The organism is Desulfobulbaceae bacterium (assembly GCA_015231515.1).
Taxonomy (GTDB): Bacteria; Desulfobacterota; Desulfobulbia; order Desulfobulbales; family VMSU01; genus JADGBM01.
Map to the genome: position 1 here is coordinate 1 of JADGBM010000078.1, position 15,049 is coordinate 15,049.

At 47.0% G+C, this 15,049-nt stretch carries 18 protein-coding genes; 1 reads left to right on the top strand and 17 read right to left on the bottom strand.

The features are described from left to right. The coding region (locus tag HQK80_11600) for a PEP-CTERM sorting domain-containing protein (GenBank protein MBF0222852.1) at positions 1–136 on the top strand (136 nt) is incomplete at its 5' end. 89 nt (positions 137–225) lie between these two features. Here HQK80_11600 and HQK80_11605 read toward each other — a convergent pair. From HQK80_11605 to glyS, 17 genes are all read right to left on the bottom strand, one after another. Then, positions 226–1,647 (bottom strand): NADH-quinone oxidoreductase subunit N, encoded by a 1,422-nt coding sequence (locus tag HQK80_11605; GenBank protein ID MBF0222853.1) that lies wholly within the window; start codon positions 1,645–1,647, stop codon positions 226–228. A gap of 9 nt (positions 1,648–1,656) precedes the next feature. Then, positions 1,657–3,177 (bottom strand): NADH-quinone oxidoreductase subunit M, encoded by a 1,521-nt coding sequence (locus HQK80_11610; protein MBF0222854.1) that lies wholly within the window; start codon positions 3,175–3,177, stop codon positions 1,657–1,659. A gap of 19 nt (positions 3,178–3,196) precedes the next feature. Further along, positions 3,197–4,975 carry a Na(+)/H(+) antiporter subunit D gene (locus tag HQK80_11615; GenBank protein ID MBF0222855.1) on the bottom strand — a complete coding sequence of 593 codons (1,779 nt, stop codon included), beginning with the start codon at positions 4,973–4,975 and terminating at the stop codon, positions 3,197–3,199. After that, entirely contained in the window at positions 4,968–5,225 is a 258-nt protein-coding gene (locus HQK80_11620; protein ID MBF0222856.1) for a hypothetical protein, read from the bottom strand. The genes HQK80_11615 and HQK80_11620 overlap by 8 nt, the downstream gene beginning before the upstream one ends. Continuing rightward, positions 5,222–6,718, bottom strand: a complete 1,497-nt coding sequence (locus HQK80_11625) for a monovalent cation/H+ antiporter subunit D family protein (GenBank protein ID MBF0222857.1) — start codon at positions 6,716–6,718, stop codon at positions 5,222–5,224. The genes HQK80_11620 and HQK80_11625 overlap by 4 nt, the downstream gene beginning before the upstream one ends. Before the next feature lie 15 nt (positions 6,719–6,733). After that, the gene (nuoK, locus tag HQK80_11630; protein MBF0222858.1) at positions 6,734–7,054 is read right to left on the bottom strand and encodes an NADH-quinone oxidoreductase subunit NuoK; all 321 of its coding nucleotides are present in this window, start codon (positions 7,052–7,054) and stop codon (positions 6,734–6,736) included. Continuing rightward, complete coding sequence (locus HQK80_11635) at positions 7,047–7,583, bottom strand: NADH-quinone oxidoreductase subunit J (GenBank protein ID MBF0222859.1); 537 nt, start codon at positions 7,581–7,583, stop codon at positions 7,047–7,049. The genes nuoK and HQK80_11635 overlap by 8 nt, the downstream gene beginning before the upstream one ends. Next, entirely contained in the window at positions 7,583–8,020 is a 438-nt protein-coding gene (locus HQK80_11640) for an NADH-quinone oxidoreductase subunit I (protein MBF0222860.1), read from the bottom strand. Before HQK80_11640 ends, HQK80_11635 begins: the two co-directional genes overlap by 1 nt. Before the next feature lies 1 nt (position 8,021). Beyond that, a complete protein-coding gene (nuoH, locus tag HQK80_11645; GenBank protein MBF0222861.1) occupies positions 8,022–9,020 on the bottom strand; it encodes an NADH-quinone oxidoreductase subunit NuoH in 999 nt (332 codons plus the stop codon). Between the two features lie 5 nt (positions 9,021–9,025). Continuing rightward, entirely contained in the window at positions 9,026–10,144 is a 1,119-nt protein-coding gene (locus HQK80_11650; protein ID MBF0222862.1) for an NADH-quinone oxidoreductase subunit D, read from the bottom strand. After that, positions 10,141–10,689, bottom strand: coding sequence for an NADH-quinone oxidoreductase subunit C (locus tag HQK80_11655; GenBank protein ID MBF0222863.1), 549 nt, complete (start codon positions 10,687–10,689; stop codon positions 10,141–10,143). The genes HQK80_11650 and HQK80_11655 overlap by 4 nt, the downstream gene beginning before the upstream one ends. Then, positions 10,689–11,186 (bottom strand): NADH-quinone oxidoreductase subunit NuoB, encoded by a 498-nt coding sequence (gene nuoB / locus HQK80_11660; protein ID MBF0222864.1) that lies wholly within the window; start codon positions 11,184–11,186, stop codon positions 10,689–10,691. The genes HQK80_11655 and nuoB overlap by 1 nt, the downstream gene beginning before the upstream one ends. After that, a complete protein-coding gene (locus HQK80_11665) occupies positions 11,156–11,557 on the bottom strand; it encodes an NADH-quinone oxidoreductase subunit A (GenBank protein ID MBF0222865.1) in 402 nt (133 codons plus the stop codon). Before HQK80_11665 ends, nuoB begins: the two co-directional genes overlap by 31 nt. A 276-nt stretch (positions 11,558–11,833) precedes the next feature. Continuing rightward, entirely contained in the window at positions 11,834–13,204 is a 1,371-nt protein-coding gene (mpl, locus tag HQK80_11670; GenBank protein ID MBF0222866.1) for a UDP-N-acetylmuramate:L-alanyl-gamma-D-glutamyl-meso-diaminopimelate ligase, read from the bottom strand. Positions 13,205–13,280: 76 nt separating this feature from the next. After that, a complete protein-coding gene (locus HQK80_11675; GenBank protein ID MBF0222867.1) occupies positions 13,281–13,478 on the bottom strand; it encodes a hypothetical protein in 198 nt (65 codons plus the stop codon). A gap of 252 nt (positions 13,479–13,730) precedes the next feature. Next, positions 13,731–13,940, bottom strand: a complete 210-nt coding sequence (locus HQK80_11680) for a hypothetical protein (protein MBF0222868.1) — start codon at positions 13,938–13,940, stop codon at positions 13,731–13,733. Between the two features lie 20 nt (positions 13,941–13,960). Continuing rightward, positions 13,961–15,049 (bottom strand): glycine--tRNA ligase subunit beta (glyS, locus tag HQK80_11685; protein MBF0222869.1); only part of this gene is annotated, 1,089 nt, incomplete at its 5' end.

Genomic DNA, 15,049 nt, shown 5'->3' on the forward strand with positions numbered 1-15,049 from the left:
CTCTTCCCTAGGCTCAATTTCTTCAATTACAGCTACTCGCATCGCGGAACCAGTTCCTGAACCAGCCACCATTACTTTATTTGGTATGGGAATAATCGGTTTATGGCTGTTTACTAAGAAGAAACAAACTTGTTGACTGAACGTGTATTTGTTCTGCAGTATGAGGTGAGCTTATTACCTTTATGAAGGTTGGTGTGTTATTGGAAATGCATGGCTTGACTGGAACTACATGATCGACTGAACGGCGCTTGTTGCAATGGCAAGTACTTGAGTTGGCATCACACCCATCACAATAATAGCAATCACCAGCACTACACTTAAGGCCTTGGTGGCAAAGTCAACATCAAGGTCAGAATGACCTTCGGGGTTGTCGCAATAAGCTACTTTTACAACAGAGAGATAGTAGAAGATAGCAATGGCAGTATTGAGGGCTGCCAGGATAACTAAAGTCAGTTGGCCAGCTTTTAATGCCCCAGCCAGCAGCATAAATTTCCCCATAAAACCAACAAACGGCGGAATGCCAGCAAGAGCCAGCATACCAACTGCCATGGTAAAGGCGAGTACCGGTGAACGTTTATGCAGACCGGTAAGGTCTTTTACTGTGACGTTTTCACCACTCTTGCTGACCTTACAGATGACAAGGAAACAGGCCAGATTCATTACCAGATAACCAAAGATGTAATACATTGAGGTGGCATAGCCCAGTTCTTTAAAGGTCAATAAGCCAAGCAGGACGAAACCCGCATGTGCTATTCCTGAAAATCCGAGCATGCGCTTAATATCTGTCTGGACAAGGGCCGAAAGGTTACCATAAAACATTGAGCATATAGCCAGAACAACCATCATATCAACAATAGCGGTTCCATCTGGAGCAGCCATCATAACAACGCGAATCAGGATCGCAACGGCCCCAAGCTTTGGGATAGAAGCGATGAAGGCAGTGGTTTCATTGGAAGCGCCTTCATAAACATCGGGTACCCAGAAGTGGAAGGGGAAGACTGCCAGCTTAAAAAGAAAACCGCACATAACCATGGCAATTCCTGCTATGGCGGCGGGTTCGGTTATCAGTTCTGCGAGTTTGGGAACCATCTGCACAAAATAGGTTGTGCCGGTTATGCCAAATAGATAACTCATGCCAAAGAGCATGATCCCGGTGGCTGTGACGCCAAAAAGAATATATTTGGCAGCAGCCTCCATCTGTGAACGGACGCCATGGTTTTCACTGCGCATCGGCACAAGGATGTATAGGGAAAAGGACGAAAGCTCGAGGGCGACAAACAGGGTGATAAGCTCAATACTTGAGACAAGCATCATGAGCCCAAGTGAACTGAGAATCAGAAAAAGGTAGTATTCAGGACGAACCTCTAAATCGATATCTTTAAGTTCTCTGCCAAAAATAAGTACTGCGGTCATCCCTAAACAGATCATGAGCTTGAAGAGCTGGGAGAAGAGGTCTACACGATATGCACCAAGGAAAAGATCTCCACTATTGTTGAGACCGGTAAACAGGAGGATTGCGGCCCCAGCCCCAACTGCAATCGAGGCATTTTTAGCATTTTTACCGTCACTATCTGAGAGGCTAAACAGGAAAATTAACAGGCTACCAAGCAGCAATAGAAGTTCAGGGGCAAACAGCATAAGTTTCATTGAGTGGTCCTAGGGCAGAATATTGGCAACAGCTGATGCCGCAGCACCAGCGTGAACCTGATCAAGTAGGTGGGCTACGCTGGTATGCATTACATCGAGAAAAGGGGCCGGTGAAAGTCCGATCCAGAAAACAAAAATGAGAAAGGGCGTCAGTGTAACAATTTCGCGTGTGTTTAAATCGCAAATAGTAATTTTGGGATTGTTTGGGCCGCCCCAAACAACTTTTTGCAACATGCGTAACATGTAGGCGGCAGCGAGGATAGCGCCTGGGATGGCGGCACCTGCTACAATTTTATTCTCGGCAAATCCACCCACCAGAATAAGAAACTCGCCAACAAATGAGTTTGTGCCAGGAAAGGCCAGTGATGACAAGGAAAAGAAGGCAAGAAAGGTTACAAACACCGGCATCTGCTTACCAATGCCGGTGGCAGATGCTAACTCGCGACTGTGGGTGCGCTCATAGATCATACCCACACAGAGAAACAGGGCGCCAGTTGTCACACCATGGTTGATCATCTGCAGAATTGACCCTTCAATGCCGTTGGTATTCAAGACAAAAATTCCGAGTGTAACAAAACCCATGTGTCCGACGCTGGAGTAGGCGATAAGTTTTTTCATATCACTCTGGGCTAGAGCTGTGAAACCACCATACAGAATACCGGCAACAGATAACCATAGCATATACGGCATTAATGTAAGTGTGGCTTCTGGCGTAATTGGCAGGCAGAAGCGCAGGAAGCCGTAGGTGCCCATTTTAAGGAGAATACTGGCAAGAACAACGGAGCCAGCCGTTGGCGCTTCGACATGGGCAGCCGGAAGCCAGGTGTGAAAGGGGAACATCGGCACCTTGATTGCAAAGGCCAGAAAAAAGGCGCCAAAAACTAGAAGTTGAAATGTTGAAGAGTACTGCTGGCCCATCATCATCGGGATACTGAATGTATGAGGGGCATTGGCCAGGTAGAGAGCTATAATTGCCACAAGAAGCATGACCGAGCCAGCAAGGGTATACAAGAAGAATTTGATTGAGGCGTAAACTTTCCGGGGGCCGCCCCAGATGGCAATGAGCAAGTACATGGGCACCAGCATGGCCTCCCAAAGTACGTAGAAAAGAACAAAATCCAGGGCAGCAAAAACACCGATCATCGATGTCTCCATGACCAGCAGGCAGATCATAAACGGCTTCACCCGTTTTTCAATATAGCGCCAGGAAGCAAGAACGCATAAGGGCATAATCATGGTGGTTAGAAGAATAAGCAGAAGACTGATTCCATCGACACCCAAGGTATAGTTGATGTCCCAGGCTGGTATCCAGGAAATATGTTCACCAAATTGGTATTTGTAGGTTGTTGAATCAAATCCAGTGTAGAGAGAGAAGGAGAGGGCTGCGTTGATCGAAGTTACTGCCAGCGCCCACATCCTTGACACTGATTCGCCGGGTAGAAAAAGTGCGATAAGAGCGCCAACCAGCGGTAAAAAGATGAGCACACTTAAAAGCGGTATGCCACCCTCATTGAGTATCAGAAAATCCATTCAGATTCGTCCTCACAAATTAAGCAAATACGTAGGTAAGTAATAATGATGCAGCAATGGTCACTGCCCAAAATATATTAAATTGCAGTTGACCACTCTGGGCATGCCGCATTGTTGCCCCTAAAGACCGCACTGAGCGGGCAACACCGTCAACCACGCCGTCTATTCCGTGCCAGTCAAACCAGCTCCAGAATTGTGAAACTGTCATGAGTGGTCGAAGGCCGATAACGCTGTATATCTCGCCAACACATGAGTCAATAAATTGAAGGGGTTTTTTAGCTATCCAAAGAAAGGCGCTTCCGCCTTTTCTGTAAAACCAATCAAGATCAATGCTGATTTTTGGCTCTGGAGCCAGTTTTTTGGTCAGCAAGAAAAAGCCAAGGGCTGTAAAGAGCAGAATCTGCATGCTTTCAGACAGGTGGTATGATGTATATGGGTGATAATCAACTGGGTATGGCAATTTCCCGAACAGATAGGCAGTATAACAGCCTATGAATATACAGAGAAATGAGGCTATTCCCATGGCAACCTGCATATTCCACGGTGGATCTTCGGCCTTTTCCCAGGTCTCCTTGCTGCAGTTGTTTTTACCGAACCAGATAAAGTAAGGAACCTTTAAGCCGGTATGGAGAAATGTTCCTGCCGAGGCAAGGGTTAGTAAAAAACCGGCCCAGAGGATATGCTCCTGAAATCCAGCCGCAACAATCATGGACTTACTGACAAAACCGGAGAATAAGGGAAATGCCGAGATTGACAGACCGCCAATCATGGTAAAAACAAAGGTTCGCGGCATTTTTTTGTATAAACCGCCTAACTCGGTAAATTTGCTTTTGCCGGTCATGTGTAGAACAGAACCACAGCCCATAAAGAGAAGCCCTTTATACAGAATATGGGCAAAGGCGTGGGCGCAGGCACCATTGATCGCCAGCTCGGTACCAATACCGACACCGGCGACCATATAACCAACCTGACTGATAATGTGCCAGGCCAGCAGACGACGGCAGTCATTTTCAAGAACAGCGTAGACAACACCATAGAGTGCCATGACGACACCAAGTGGAATAAGAATTTCCATTCCGGCACATGAACGGGCCAGGGCGTAAATTGCTGTTTTAGTAGTAAAAGCACACATGAAAACTGATCCGGTAACCGTTGCTTCGCCATAGGCATCTGGTAACCATGAGTGAAGCGGTGGTACTGCGGCATTAAGCATCAGGCCAAGCATAATAAGATATGTGTAAAGCTGTGGATCTTTAACATCCATGAGGGAGAAAGAAAGATCTCCTGTTGCTTTGTAGCGTAGTACAAAACCGGCCAATAAGATAAGGCCGCCAGCGGTATGAACAAGTAGATAGCGCAGTCCGGCAGAAAGGGATTTTTTGCTCCGTCTGAACCAGATTAAAAATACAGAGGAAAAGGCCATTAACTCCCAGAATAAAAATAGCACCAGATAGTCACCGGCATAGATGGCGCCCAATGAACCTGCGACGTAAAACCAGGCAGCAATGTGTTGCAGATCATCTTCAACATGGAGACCGTAAATAGTGCCGATAATGCACATCAAACTCATAATATAGGCAAACACCTGACTGAGGCGATCGATACGTCCAAAGGTCAGGTCCCAGTCCATGAACTGCACAACTGCAAAGGTGCCTTCGGGGCTGAACTGCCAGATATTGATAAAGGTAAGCGTCGGTACTAAGACCAGAAAGGCCTTGCGCGGCATCCCCTTGATGAAAGGCAGTAATAATGCCCCGCAAATGAGGATAAGTGACGGGTGAAGCCAGGAATCAATCATCATAATAATCCTCTCGTGTCATAATACCCTGGTGTCCGAACCATTTTGATAAAATTATAATGATGACACAGGCAATAAAGCCGAATACTGCCCAGAAGCCCGGAATATGTTCTATCCAGGTATGGGCATGGTGCTTATCAACAATAGTTGGTATGGCGTCAATCACAACAAGTGCCGCCAACACGCCGTAGCATACTTTAATAACCGTTTTGAGACGGTCTCTAAAGTAATCGATCAGTTCGACAATCATCCTATCACCGCCTTAACAAAGTTCATCATGAAACCTGGAAATATGCCAATGAGTACAGAGATAAATGCAGCTATACAGAGTGGTATTACCATTGATAATGGTGCTTCCTTTATACCCTCAAATTTTTCGCCCTTTGGTCGTTTACCAAAAAAAGCGTTGTAGGTAATGGGCGCAAAATAGGCGACATTTAAAAGTGTACTGGACAGTAAAATGAGCAAAATGCCGATTTGGTGGGCCTGCATGGAACCAACCAGCAAGTACCATTTAGTCACAAATCCTGCTACTGGAGGCGCACCAATCATCGATAATGAGGCAATACCGAAGGCGGCGAAGGTAAATGGCATGGTTTTGCCAAGGCCACTCATCTCCGAAATATCCTTTTTATGGGTAGCGACATAAATTGCACCGGCACAGAAGAAAAGGGTGATTTTAGAAAAGGCGTGGTTAGCTATATGAATAAGTCCGCCGGATATTCCAGCAGGTGTAAGCAGTGCCACTCCGAGAATAATGTAGGAGAGCTGGCTTACGGTTGAGTAGGCGAGTCGGGCCTTGAGGTTTGTTTTTGAAAGGGCAATTACTGAGGCCATCAGAATTGTAAAACCAACAAAATAGGCGGTTGGAATGCCCAAGTTAAGAGCGTCCATGGTGTCGACACCAAAAACGTAGAGCATGACACGAGTTGTGGAAAAAACACCAACTTTTACAACCGCAACCGCATGGAGGAGGGCAGAGACAGGAGTCGGTGCGACCATTGCTCCGGGTAGCCAATGATGAAAGGGCATTACACCATTTTTTGCAAAACCGAAAATGCAGAAAATGTAGAGCATGGTAACAATTGCCGAGTTGACATCTGGAGGAAAAATACCTGTTGATATATTATTGGCAAAATCAAGAGTTCCGGTCAGCACGTAAATGATAGCCATGGCAGGCAATAAAAATGCTTTAGCAGTTGTGGTTAAATAAACAATATACTTTCTGGCGCCAGCGTAGCCTTCTTCGTCCTGGTGGTGGGCAACTAAGGGGTATGTGCAGATTGATACAATTTCATAAAAGAGATAGAGGGTGAAAAGATTGTCAGAAAAAGCGACACCCATCGCTCCAAAAAGTGAAAGTGCGAAGCAGGCATTGAATCGTGTTTGGGCATGCTCTTTTAAACCGCGCATATAGCCCATGGAATAGAATGCTGCTAAGATCCACAAGAAAGAGGCAGCACAGGCAAATATCATTGAAAAGGCATCCGCGCGAAGCGTTAGCGTAACACCCGGCAGAATTTTAAAGAGCTGAAAATGGAGCGTATTGCCGGCAAGCACCGCTGGTACCATTGTCGAAATGATCCAGAACATCATTACCGCCGCGATGACTGAACAGGATTCGCGCAGATTCGGCCGTTTTTCGCCAATAAGCATAACACCAAAGGCGCCCGCCAATGGGACTAAAATAGCCCAGAGTAACTTGCTTGTTTCTATGATAGTTGGAACTGCGGAGACTTCCATAACTGTTGTCCCTGGCTAGCCTTTAAGGTCTGTAAGGTCTTCTGCGTCAATCGATTTAAAGTTTCGATACACAGCAATAACAATACTTAAGGCAATTGCGGCTTCAGCGGCTGCAATACCCATTATAAAAAGTGTAAAGATCTGACCGACTGTCGGATCGGGTGCCAGAAATCTGTTGAAGGCCATAAAGTTAAGAGAGGCCCCGGAAAGGACAAGTTCAGATGAAATGAGCATGCCGATCAGACTTCTACGCTGTAATAGGCCGTAAAAACCCGAGGCAAAGAGGAATGCTCCAATGAGAAGGTACGTGTTTAAATCATTGCTGATTTCAAGCATTATTTTTGCTCCTGCCGGTTCGAGCTAAGACCAGTGCTCCAATAATCGCGACCAGCAATACCACCGAAATAAGCTCAAACACCATGGAATAAGAAGTTAACAGCGCCTTGCCGATTTCAGTAACCGAGCCGTCATTTATCTTTATTTCAGCTGCAACCCAGTTGGTTTTGTTGCCAATTAAAGCAACCCCCATAAACACCAATCCAGCAGCAATAAAACCAAAAAAAGAACCGATGCCGGACTGTTTACCAGGCTTTTCATCACCTCGGGGTTCGGCAAGCATCACGGCAAAAATGATGGCGACGCAAACCGCACCAACATAGATCAGCATCTCCATCATCGCGATAAAGGGGCTGTTCAAGAAATAAAAAAGGGCTGCAACTCCGATAAAACAGAGGCTTAAGCCCGCAACGCTGCGAATCAAACGTTTGGAGTTAGTAGCAATGAGAGCACCGATAACCGTTGTGGCAACCATTACTAGAAAAACCAGGCCGGAAAGACCTTCTGCTGTAAATAAGGCGTTACTCATCAGTTCTTTTCCTCGAGCCTTTTTATGAGGTCATAAACAAAATCACTTCTTCGGGTGCTGGCCAAGTTAAAATCTTTAGAGAAATCAATTGCACCAGGTTTGCAGGACTCAACACACATCCCGCAGAGGCTGCATTTTGTGAAATCTAAGGTGTACACCGTAAGAACCTTGCCCTTGACCCCTTCGCGTTTTTCGCCTTCGACCGTAATGCACCCGGAGGGACAGGCTTTCTGACACATACCACAGACAATACATTTAGTCAGGCCGGTTTCAGCATCTTTAACCAGTTCAATATGTCCTCTGAACCGAGGCGTCATTTTGACATATTCGTGCGGATACTGCAGGGTAACCTTGGTATTAAAAAACTCTCTCAGGGTAATACCCATTCCAATAAATAAGCTGCGAGTTCCGGTAAATAGTTCAGAAAAATAAGCCATTTTAGAATACCTTTAACCAGCCAGCCGTCACAATAAGGTTGAGCAGTGAAATTGGGATGAGATATTTCCAGGACAGATTCAAGAGTGCGTAAAATTGAGTACGTGGAAATGTCCAGCGGATCCAGATTACTGTGAAAATGATGGCATACATTTTCATAAGAAACCAAACGACACTATTGGGCAGGAATGGCAAAGGACTCTGCCAGCCGCCTAGAAAAAGAATGGTAACAAGACAGGCGCCAATAACAATGTTGGCGTATTCGCCCATGAAAAATACCCCAAAACCCATTCCAGGATACTCTGTGAATGTACCTGCTACCAATTCACTCTCTGCTTCTGCCATATCAAATGGTGCACGGTTTGTCTCAGCCAGCATACAGGTGAAGAAGATTAGAAAAGCAACCGGCGTTAAAGGGCTTGCCGCCCAAGTAAGTCGGATAATGTTCCAGTTCCAGATGCCGCCGCCTTGCTGAATGATGATCTCATTGAGGTTCATGGTATTGGTTGCCATAACCAGGGCAATTGCAGTCAGAAGCATTGGAATCTCGTAGGCGACATTTTGTGAAACGACACGGGCTGAAGCGATAACTGCGTATTTGTTGGCGGAACCCCAACCACCAATTAAAAGGCCAAGAACATTGACGGAGGCAAAGGCAAAGATCATCAGCAGGCCAAGGTCAATGTGGCGGGCGGCCAGTGTTTCGCCAAAAGGGATAGCGACAAAGGACATAATCGCTGGTACCAGCAGCATGATGGGTGCAATCTTGAAGAGTACAGGGTCAACTCCATCGGGCACCAGCAGCTGTTTGGTCATCAGCTTCACACCATCAGCTAAAGGCTGCAGCAGTCCATGGGGCCCAACTTCCTTGGGTCCGGTGCGCCTCTGAAAAAAGGCGGCACCCTTACGTTCTGCCCAGACAAGGTAAGCGGCATTCAATGCTGCAAAGGCAATGACACCCACCAGGAAAGCTAATAAACGAATAAGTTCAGCTGTAATCATATCTGTTACCTGTCAATTTCAGGAATAACCAAGTCTAAAGTTCCCATGAAAGCCAAGGCATCTGCCAGAATCATTCCATGGCACGCCTCACTGAATAAACTCAAATTTGAAAAGGTTGGAGAGCGAAGTTTCAATCGATACGGGGTGTTGGTACCATCACTGATCAGCCGAATTCCAAAAGAGCCGCGGGCAGCTTCAACAGCACAATAATAATCGCCCTTTGGCGGTTTGATTATTTTAGGTGCCTTGGCGACCATTATCGGACCATCTGGCAGTTTGTCCAGGCCTTGTTCAACAATTCGCATCGACTGCTCAATCTCATCCATGCGCACCATATAACGAGCCATTGAATCGCCTTCACTGTAAACTGGTACATCAAAGTCAAACTCAGGATAGACCGAATAGGGCTCGTGCTTGCGCACATCAAAGTTGACACCTGAGCCCCGTAACACCGGTCCGGTTGCCCCGTAGCGGCGTGCCATATCCTGGGAGATCGGACCAATATCCTTCAGCCGTTTAATCAGGATGATGTTATTTGTCACAAGGTCATGATACATCGGCATACGTGAACGTAAGCGCTTAATAAAGGCTCGGGTGCCGGTGATGAAATCATCATCAATATCATTATATAGGCCGCCAAACCGAAAGTAACAGAAGGTCAGTCGTGCGCCGGTGACGGATTCAAGAAGATCAAGGATATGTTCACGATCGTCAAAGGCATAGAGCAGTGGGGTAAAACCGCCCAGATCCAGTACAAAGGCGCCAAACCACAGGAGATGGCTGGCAATCCTGTTAAGCTCAACGGTTATACAGCGGATATATTCGGCTCTTTCCGGCACTTCAATGCCCATGGCTCGCTCAACAGCTGCGGCGTAGCCGTGATTGTAAGACAAAGCCCCAAGGTAGTCCATCCTGGCTGTGTTGGGCATGTATTGGGCCCAGGTTCTGTTCTCAGCCATTTTTTCCTGCATACGGTGTATGTAACCAAGAACCGGCTCGGCGTGAACAATGTATTCGCCGTCCATGGTGAGTTTAACTCGCAAAACACCATGTGTTGCAGGATGTTGTGGGCCTAAATTAAGAACAAAAGTTTCAAGGGATTTGTCGACTACTTCCAGATTCATGCCTTAAAGTCCTTTAGCAGAGGGTGATAGTCAGCGTCTTCAGGCAATAAGAAAGGAGACAGGTCGGGGTGGCCAAGAAATTTAATGCCAAAGAAATCATGCGTTTCCCGTTCGTGCCAGTTAGCACCTGAGTATACTTCGGAAATCGTAGGGAGTTCAGGTGTTTCACGGTTAAGAAAGGTTCGCACCACTACTCGGCAGTTTTCGTTCCAGTGGTTGTAGTCATAAACCACTTCCATCTGGTTTTCTTTCAGCCAGTCAACACCGGTGACGGCTTCAAGAAAAAACTCCTGTTTGAGAAGCTGCTTTGCGGCACTCACTACGTCGTCAGGTGATATTGTAACGGAAAGATGAAAGCCTTTGGACGTGTACTCCGTTGTGTGCAGTGCGGGCTGTTCAACGGTTTCTGTCTCGGTAACTGTAGCGGCTTTGGCATCATCAGCTTCACCCTCTGTCGGTACAGGTGCTGGTAGCTCTCTGGTAATCTCGATTTTTTCGATTACAGCCAGATCGGCAAGTGCTTGTTTAATCTCGTCAATTAACATTAGCCACACTCAACTCGGGGCCAGCGTCGAGACCCGGTAATTTTTTCTTCGAGTTCCAGGATTCCTTCAATAAGAGCCTCTGGCCGAGGAGGGCATCCTGGGATATACACGTCGACATCGAGAAACTGGTCGGCGCCTTCAACAATGGCATATTGGCCATCATAAACAAACGGGCCTCCAGATATTGCACAGTTGCCCATGGCAATAACCCACTTCGGTTCTGGCATTTGGTCGTAAAGTGTTTTAACGGCGGGTGCCATTTTTTTGGTAATAGTTCCAGCCACAATCATAACGTCGCAGTGGCGAGGTGATGGTCTGAAGACTTCAGCGCCAAAGCGCGACAAGTCAAAACGTGAGGCACCGGTTGCCATCATTTCGATAGCGCAGCAGGCAAGTCCAAAGGTCATTGGCCATAGTGAGTTTGCACGTCCTATGGCCAGAACTTTGTCCAGCTGGGCAAATTGAACTATTGCCGGTTGTAGTTTTTCCGTTTCCACTCAAAAACTCCCTTTTTCCAGGCGTAAACCAGTGCCAGAGATAAAATGCCGACAAAGAGAAGCACTTCAACAAAATCACGAATTTCATATGTCTGATTGTAGGCCATAGCAACAGGAAATAAAAAAAGAACATCAACGTCGAAGGCGAGGAAAATTAATGCGTACAGGTAGTAGTTGGCACTATAGCGTATCCATGCATCGCCGATCGGCGGTACTCCACACTCGATGAGCTGGTTTGTTTTTTGTGATATGTTGCGGGTGCCACGCGGAGCCATAAGTGTGGCAATAATGAAAGGGCCTACGCCGAAACCGAGGCCCCCAATAAAAAAAGCTGCTACGTACAGCAGATCGAGTGTTGATCTTTCGTCCAAAATTCTGCTCCTAGTAGTGTCGCGTTTAACGGCGAAAGTTAGTCAGAATCGGCGGTGCTTATTGCACGATTTCACGATTTTTATATTAATCAACTCTTGATGTCAAGGAAAAACTTACTTATTTCAGAAAAAAACAAGTAATACTACCTAGTGGTAGTCAGTTTCGGAAAATAATGTGATTTCAAATAGTTATGTGGTGAAAGGCACGTCGCTACAGGTGGTGCCTACGGGGTGAATGGTAAAGGGTAAATGGTAAAGGGTGAAGGGTGAAGCTGGTTATAGTTCGCTGAGAAGGCGATTGTGGATATCATCAAAACCGCCATTGGACATAATGACTAAGACATCTCCGTGTTGGGCTGTCTTCTTGATGTAGTTGATGATGGAGTCTGTAGTTTCAAAACTGGCGGCTTTTTTACCTTGCCCGGCAAGGTCGTCGGCAAGTCGACTGCTTGAAAACATCTGATCTTCCGGAAGTGAGTCTAAGGGGATAGGTTTTTTAATAAGGATTTCGTCGGCCTGACTAAAAACCTGAGCGTAGGCGGTTTGAAAAATATTCTTGCGGCTTGAGTTTGTTCGTGGCTCAAAGACAGCTACCAGTCTGTTTTGGGCGTAGGCCTTTCGCAGGGCGGCAAGTGTCTCTTTAACGGCGGTGGGGTGATGAGCGAAATCATCAATTATGGTAATGCCGTTCCGAACACCACGGACCTCCTGACGTCTGCGAACCCCTGGGAATTTAGCAAGACTTTCAGTGCAATCCTGACTGGGAATGCCGATCAGGTCGAGAACGGCTGTCACAGCTAAGGCGTTCATCGCGTTATGGTGGCCCGGCATGTTCGAGGTGTATTTGGCGAAAATGGCACCGTCTTTCAGGGCGGTAAAGGTCGTTTGGGCGTTACCTATGTCAAGGTCAGTGTAGCTCCACTGAGCATGTTTTGATAGTCCATAGCCAACAACCTTGCACCCTGCTTTAGAAACAATGTCACGCACGATCTCATCGTCGATGTTGGCGACAATAGCACCCGATTTTGGCATAATTGCAACAAGTTTACTAAATGATGCTTTTACAGCTTCAAGATCACTGTAGATATCGGCATGGTCAAATTCAATGCTGGTTATAATGGCAATTTGCGGACGATAGTGCAGAAACTTCGGGCCTTTGTCGAAAAATGCGGTGTCGTATTCATCACCTTCAATAACAAAATATCGATTGGGGCTGATATTAAAATTACGTTTAAAGGCCTGGACTATGCCGCCAATCATGAAGCCTGGTTCATTGCCGATAAAGTGCAGCATAGTAGCTAAAAGCGATGCTGTCGTGGTCTTGCCGTGGGTGCCGCAGACCACAAGACATGTCTTGTCACCAAGGAAAAAATGGCTTAAGGCCTGTGGCATCGACAGGTAATGAATGCCAGCGTTTTCTAAGGCAACGGCCTCAGGGTTGTCCCGGCGAATAACATTGCCGACGATTACCAGGTCCGGTTTGGGGTTAAGATTTTCTGGCTTATAGCTGCTCTTAACCCCTATCCCTAGGCTGTCAAGGAAGTCACTCATCGGCGGATAGACATGCTGGTCTGAGCCGGTGACAATATAGCCTTTCTTTTTAAGCATGCCGGCCAGAGCACCGACACCGGTGCCGCAGATCCCCATGAGGTGAACGTGATTAACTGTTTGGGGGGCGGAGTTTAAGTGGTTAACTGTCACGGGGATTTGAAGGTGGTAGGGGTTATTTGGAGGTTTCTTTCACGGTAGTGCGTATGGAGCTGTAAATTTCTTGAAAGGTTTCCGCAAAATTGGCAGGGGAGAGCCTACCCACCTCAATGAATTTAATAACCACCTCTTTAGCGACTTTTAAGATGGCATCGTCACTGACAGGTTTTGTTGGCAGAGGTGCGGTCTGTTCTGTGGGTTTTGATGTAGTCATAGTTAGTTGTGATGCTTGCCTTGAGTGCCTGGGGCACTGCTGTCAAAAACTATCGTTACCGAGGATGAAGTTGTCTGGTTTGGCTCATAGGTCGTGCCAGCACGAAGAAGGCCAGTTCTAAGTTGGCCGGCACGGCCTATGTTTTAGGAAAAACCGATTAAGCCCTCCCTGACAGCCAAAATCTACTCGAGCTTTACATTCCGGTCAACTGTATACAGACAGTTGTAGGCGCAGCGCTTAAAAATAAAGCCCCTAAATAAAAATATTCACCTTGCCGCCGAGCAGCATGCCTCTCACTTTGGAGCGGGCTTCACTGCTGATTTTTTGAGTTGTCTGATCGGCGATGTTTTTCAGCGTCTGGCGGTTTCGGCCGAGAATGCGCTGGGATTGCTCAGTCTGAGGAAAACTGGAAAAGTGGGATGCCGTTTCAGAACGGTAGTCTCGACGATAGACAGGTTTCATAGTGTCATGAGTTACTAAATTTAAGCCGCCACAGCGGACATTTTAGAGAAATCGCCTACCTGTAAAAACAGGGCGGCTATGGAACTCAGCAAGGCCAGACGATTATCGCGTATATCCTTTTTATCGGTCATAACCATCACTTTATCAAAGAAAATGTCGATTGGTTCTTTCATCTGCAGAATAATTGAAAGCGCTTCCAGGTAGGCATTACTGTCAATCAGGGGTTGAGCCTTGCCCGAAACCTCCAGATAGGCGGAGTAGAGCTCTTTTTCTGCTTCGGCGCTCAATAAGGCCTGGTTAACTGTTCCATCATGCTGCTCCTTAATGATGTTCATAACACGTTTGAATGAACCGGCCAGCAGTGGAAAGCTCTCCTGTTTGCTTACCTCAAGCAGGGCATTAATTCTCTGTTTTCCATCAACGATGTCGTCGAAGATGATTGAGGTTACCGCTTCAACGGCGCCAGGCGGTATGTTCTGGGCGGTTTGGTCGTTGGTGAAACGACCTTTAATGAAGTTGATGCTGTTAGTCAGAGTCGTTTCCCTGTCCTCGGACAGTTTGTTGGTGTAGAGGTCATATGCTTTTCCGACCAGGCTGCTCAGGGAAAGGGAGAATGCTTTTTCCTCAATGATGTGAATCAACCCCAGGGCCTGGCGGCGAAGGCCGAAGGGGTCAGCTGAGCCGGAAGGGATCTGCCCGATACCAAAACAACCGGCAATGGTATCAATGCGATCGGCAATACTGACAATGGCACCAATTACAGTGCCGGGGAGCTGACTGCCGGCTCTGACCGGCATGTAATGCTCGTGTATGGCAATAGCGACCTCTTCTGCTTCACCGTTGAGCCGGGCATAATCTCGCCCCATAGCGCCTTGCAGGGAAGGAAACTCATTGACCATTTCACTGAGCAGGTCGGCTTTTGATAAGAAGGCCGCCCGGCTGACCAGAGCAAGCTGCTCTGGAGCGATAGTGGCGGCTATCATTTCAGCCAGGGCTTGAATCCGGTAGGTTTTTTCCTTCATTGTGCCAAGCTTGGCCTGAAAGAGAATGCCGCTTAGGTCCTCAACCCGACTTTCAAGGGTTCGGGTCTGGTCTTCCTTAAAAAAGAA

Excerpts from the sequence above, each read along its gene's own strand:
- HQK80_11615 (MBF0222855.1), bottom strand. The coding sequence starts at position 4,975 with ATGATTGATTCCTGGCTTCACCCGTCACTTATCCTCATTTGCGGGGCA.
- HQK80_11650 (MBF0222862.1), bottom strand. The coding sequence starts at position 10,144 with ATGAATCTGGAAGTAGTCGACAAATCCCTTGAAACTTTTGTTCTTAAT.
- HQK80_11610 (MBF0222854.1), bottom strand. The coding sequence starts at position 3,177 with ATGGATTTTCTGATACTCAATGAGGGTGGCATACCGCTTTTAAGTGTG.
- nuoK (MBF0222858.1), bottom strand. The coding sequence starts at position 7,054 with ATGCTTGAAATCAGCAATGATTTAAACACGTACCTTCTCATTGGAGCA.
- HQK80_11675 (MBF0222867.1), bottom strand. The coding sequence starts at position 13,478 with ATGACTACATCAAAACCCACAGAACAGACCGCACCTCTGCCAACAAAA.
- mpl (MBF0222866.1), bottom strand. The coding sequence starts at position 13,204 with ATGGGGATCTGCGGCACCGGTGTCGGTGCTCTGGCCGGCATGCTTAAA.
- HQK80_11625 (MBF0222857.1), bottom strand. The coding sequence starts at position 6,718 with ATGGAAGTCTCCGCAGTTCCAACTATCATAGAAACAAGCAAGTTACTC.
- HQK80_11605 (MBF0222853.1), bottom strand. The coding sequence starts at position 1,647 with ATGAAACTTATGCTGTTTGCCCCTGAACTTCTATTGCTGCTTGGTAGC.
- nuoH (MBF0222861.1), bottom strand. The coding sequence starts at position 9,020 with ATGATTACAGCTGAACTTATTCGTTTATTAGCTTTCCTGGTGGGTGTC.
- HQK80_11620 (MBF0222856.1), bottom strand. The coding sequence starts at position 5,225 with ATGATTGTCGAACTGATCGATTACTTTAGAGACCGTCTCAAAACGGTT.
- HQK80_11635 (MBF0222859.1), bottom strand. The coding sequence starts at position 7,583 with ATGAGTAACGCCTTATTTACAGCAGAAGGTCTTTCCGGCCTGGTTTTT.
- HQK80_11640 (MBF0222860.1), bottom strand. The coding sequence starts at position 8,020 with ATGGCTTATTTTTCTGAACTATTTACCGGAACTCGCAGCTTATTTATT.
- HQK80_11680 (MBF0222868.1), bottom strand. The coding sequence starts at position 13,940 with ATGAAACCTGTCTATCGTCGAGACTACCGTTCTGAAACGGCATCCCAC.
- HQK80_11655 (MBF0222863.1), bottom strand. The coding sequence starts at position 10,689 with ATGTTAATTGACGAGATTAAACAAGCACTTGCCGATCTGGCTGTAATC.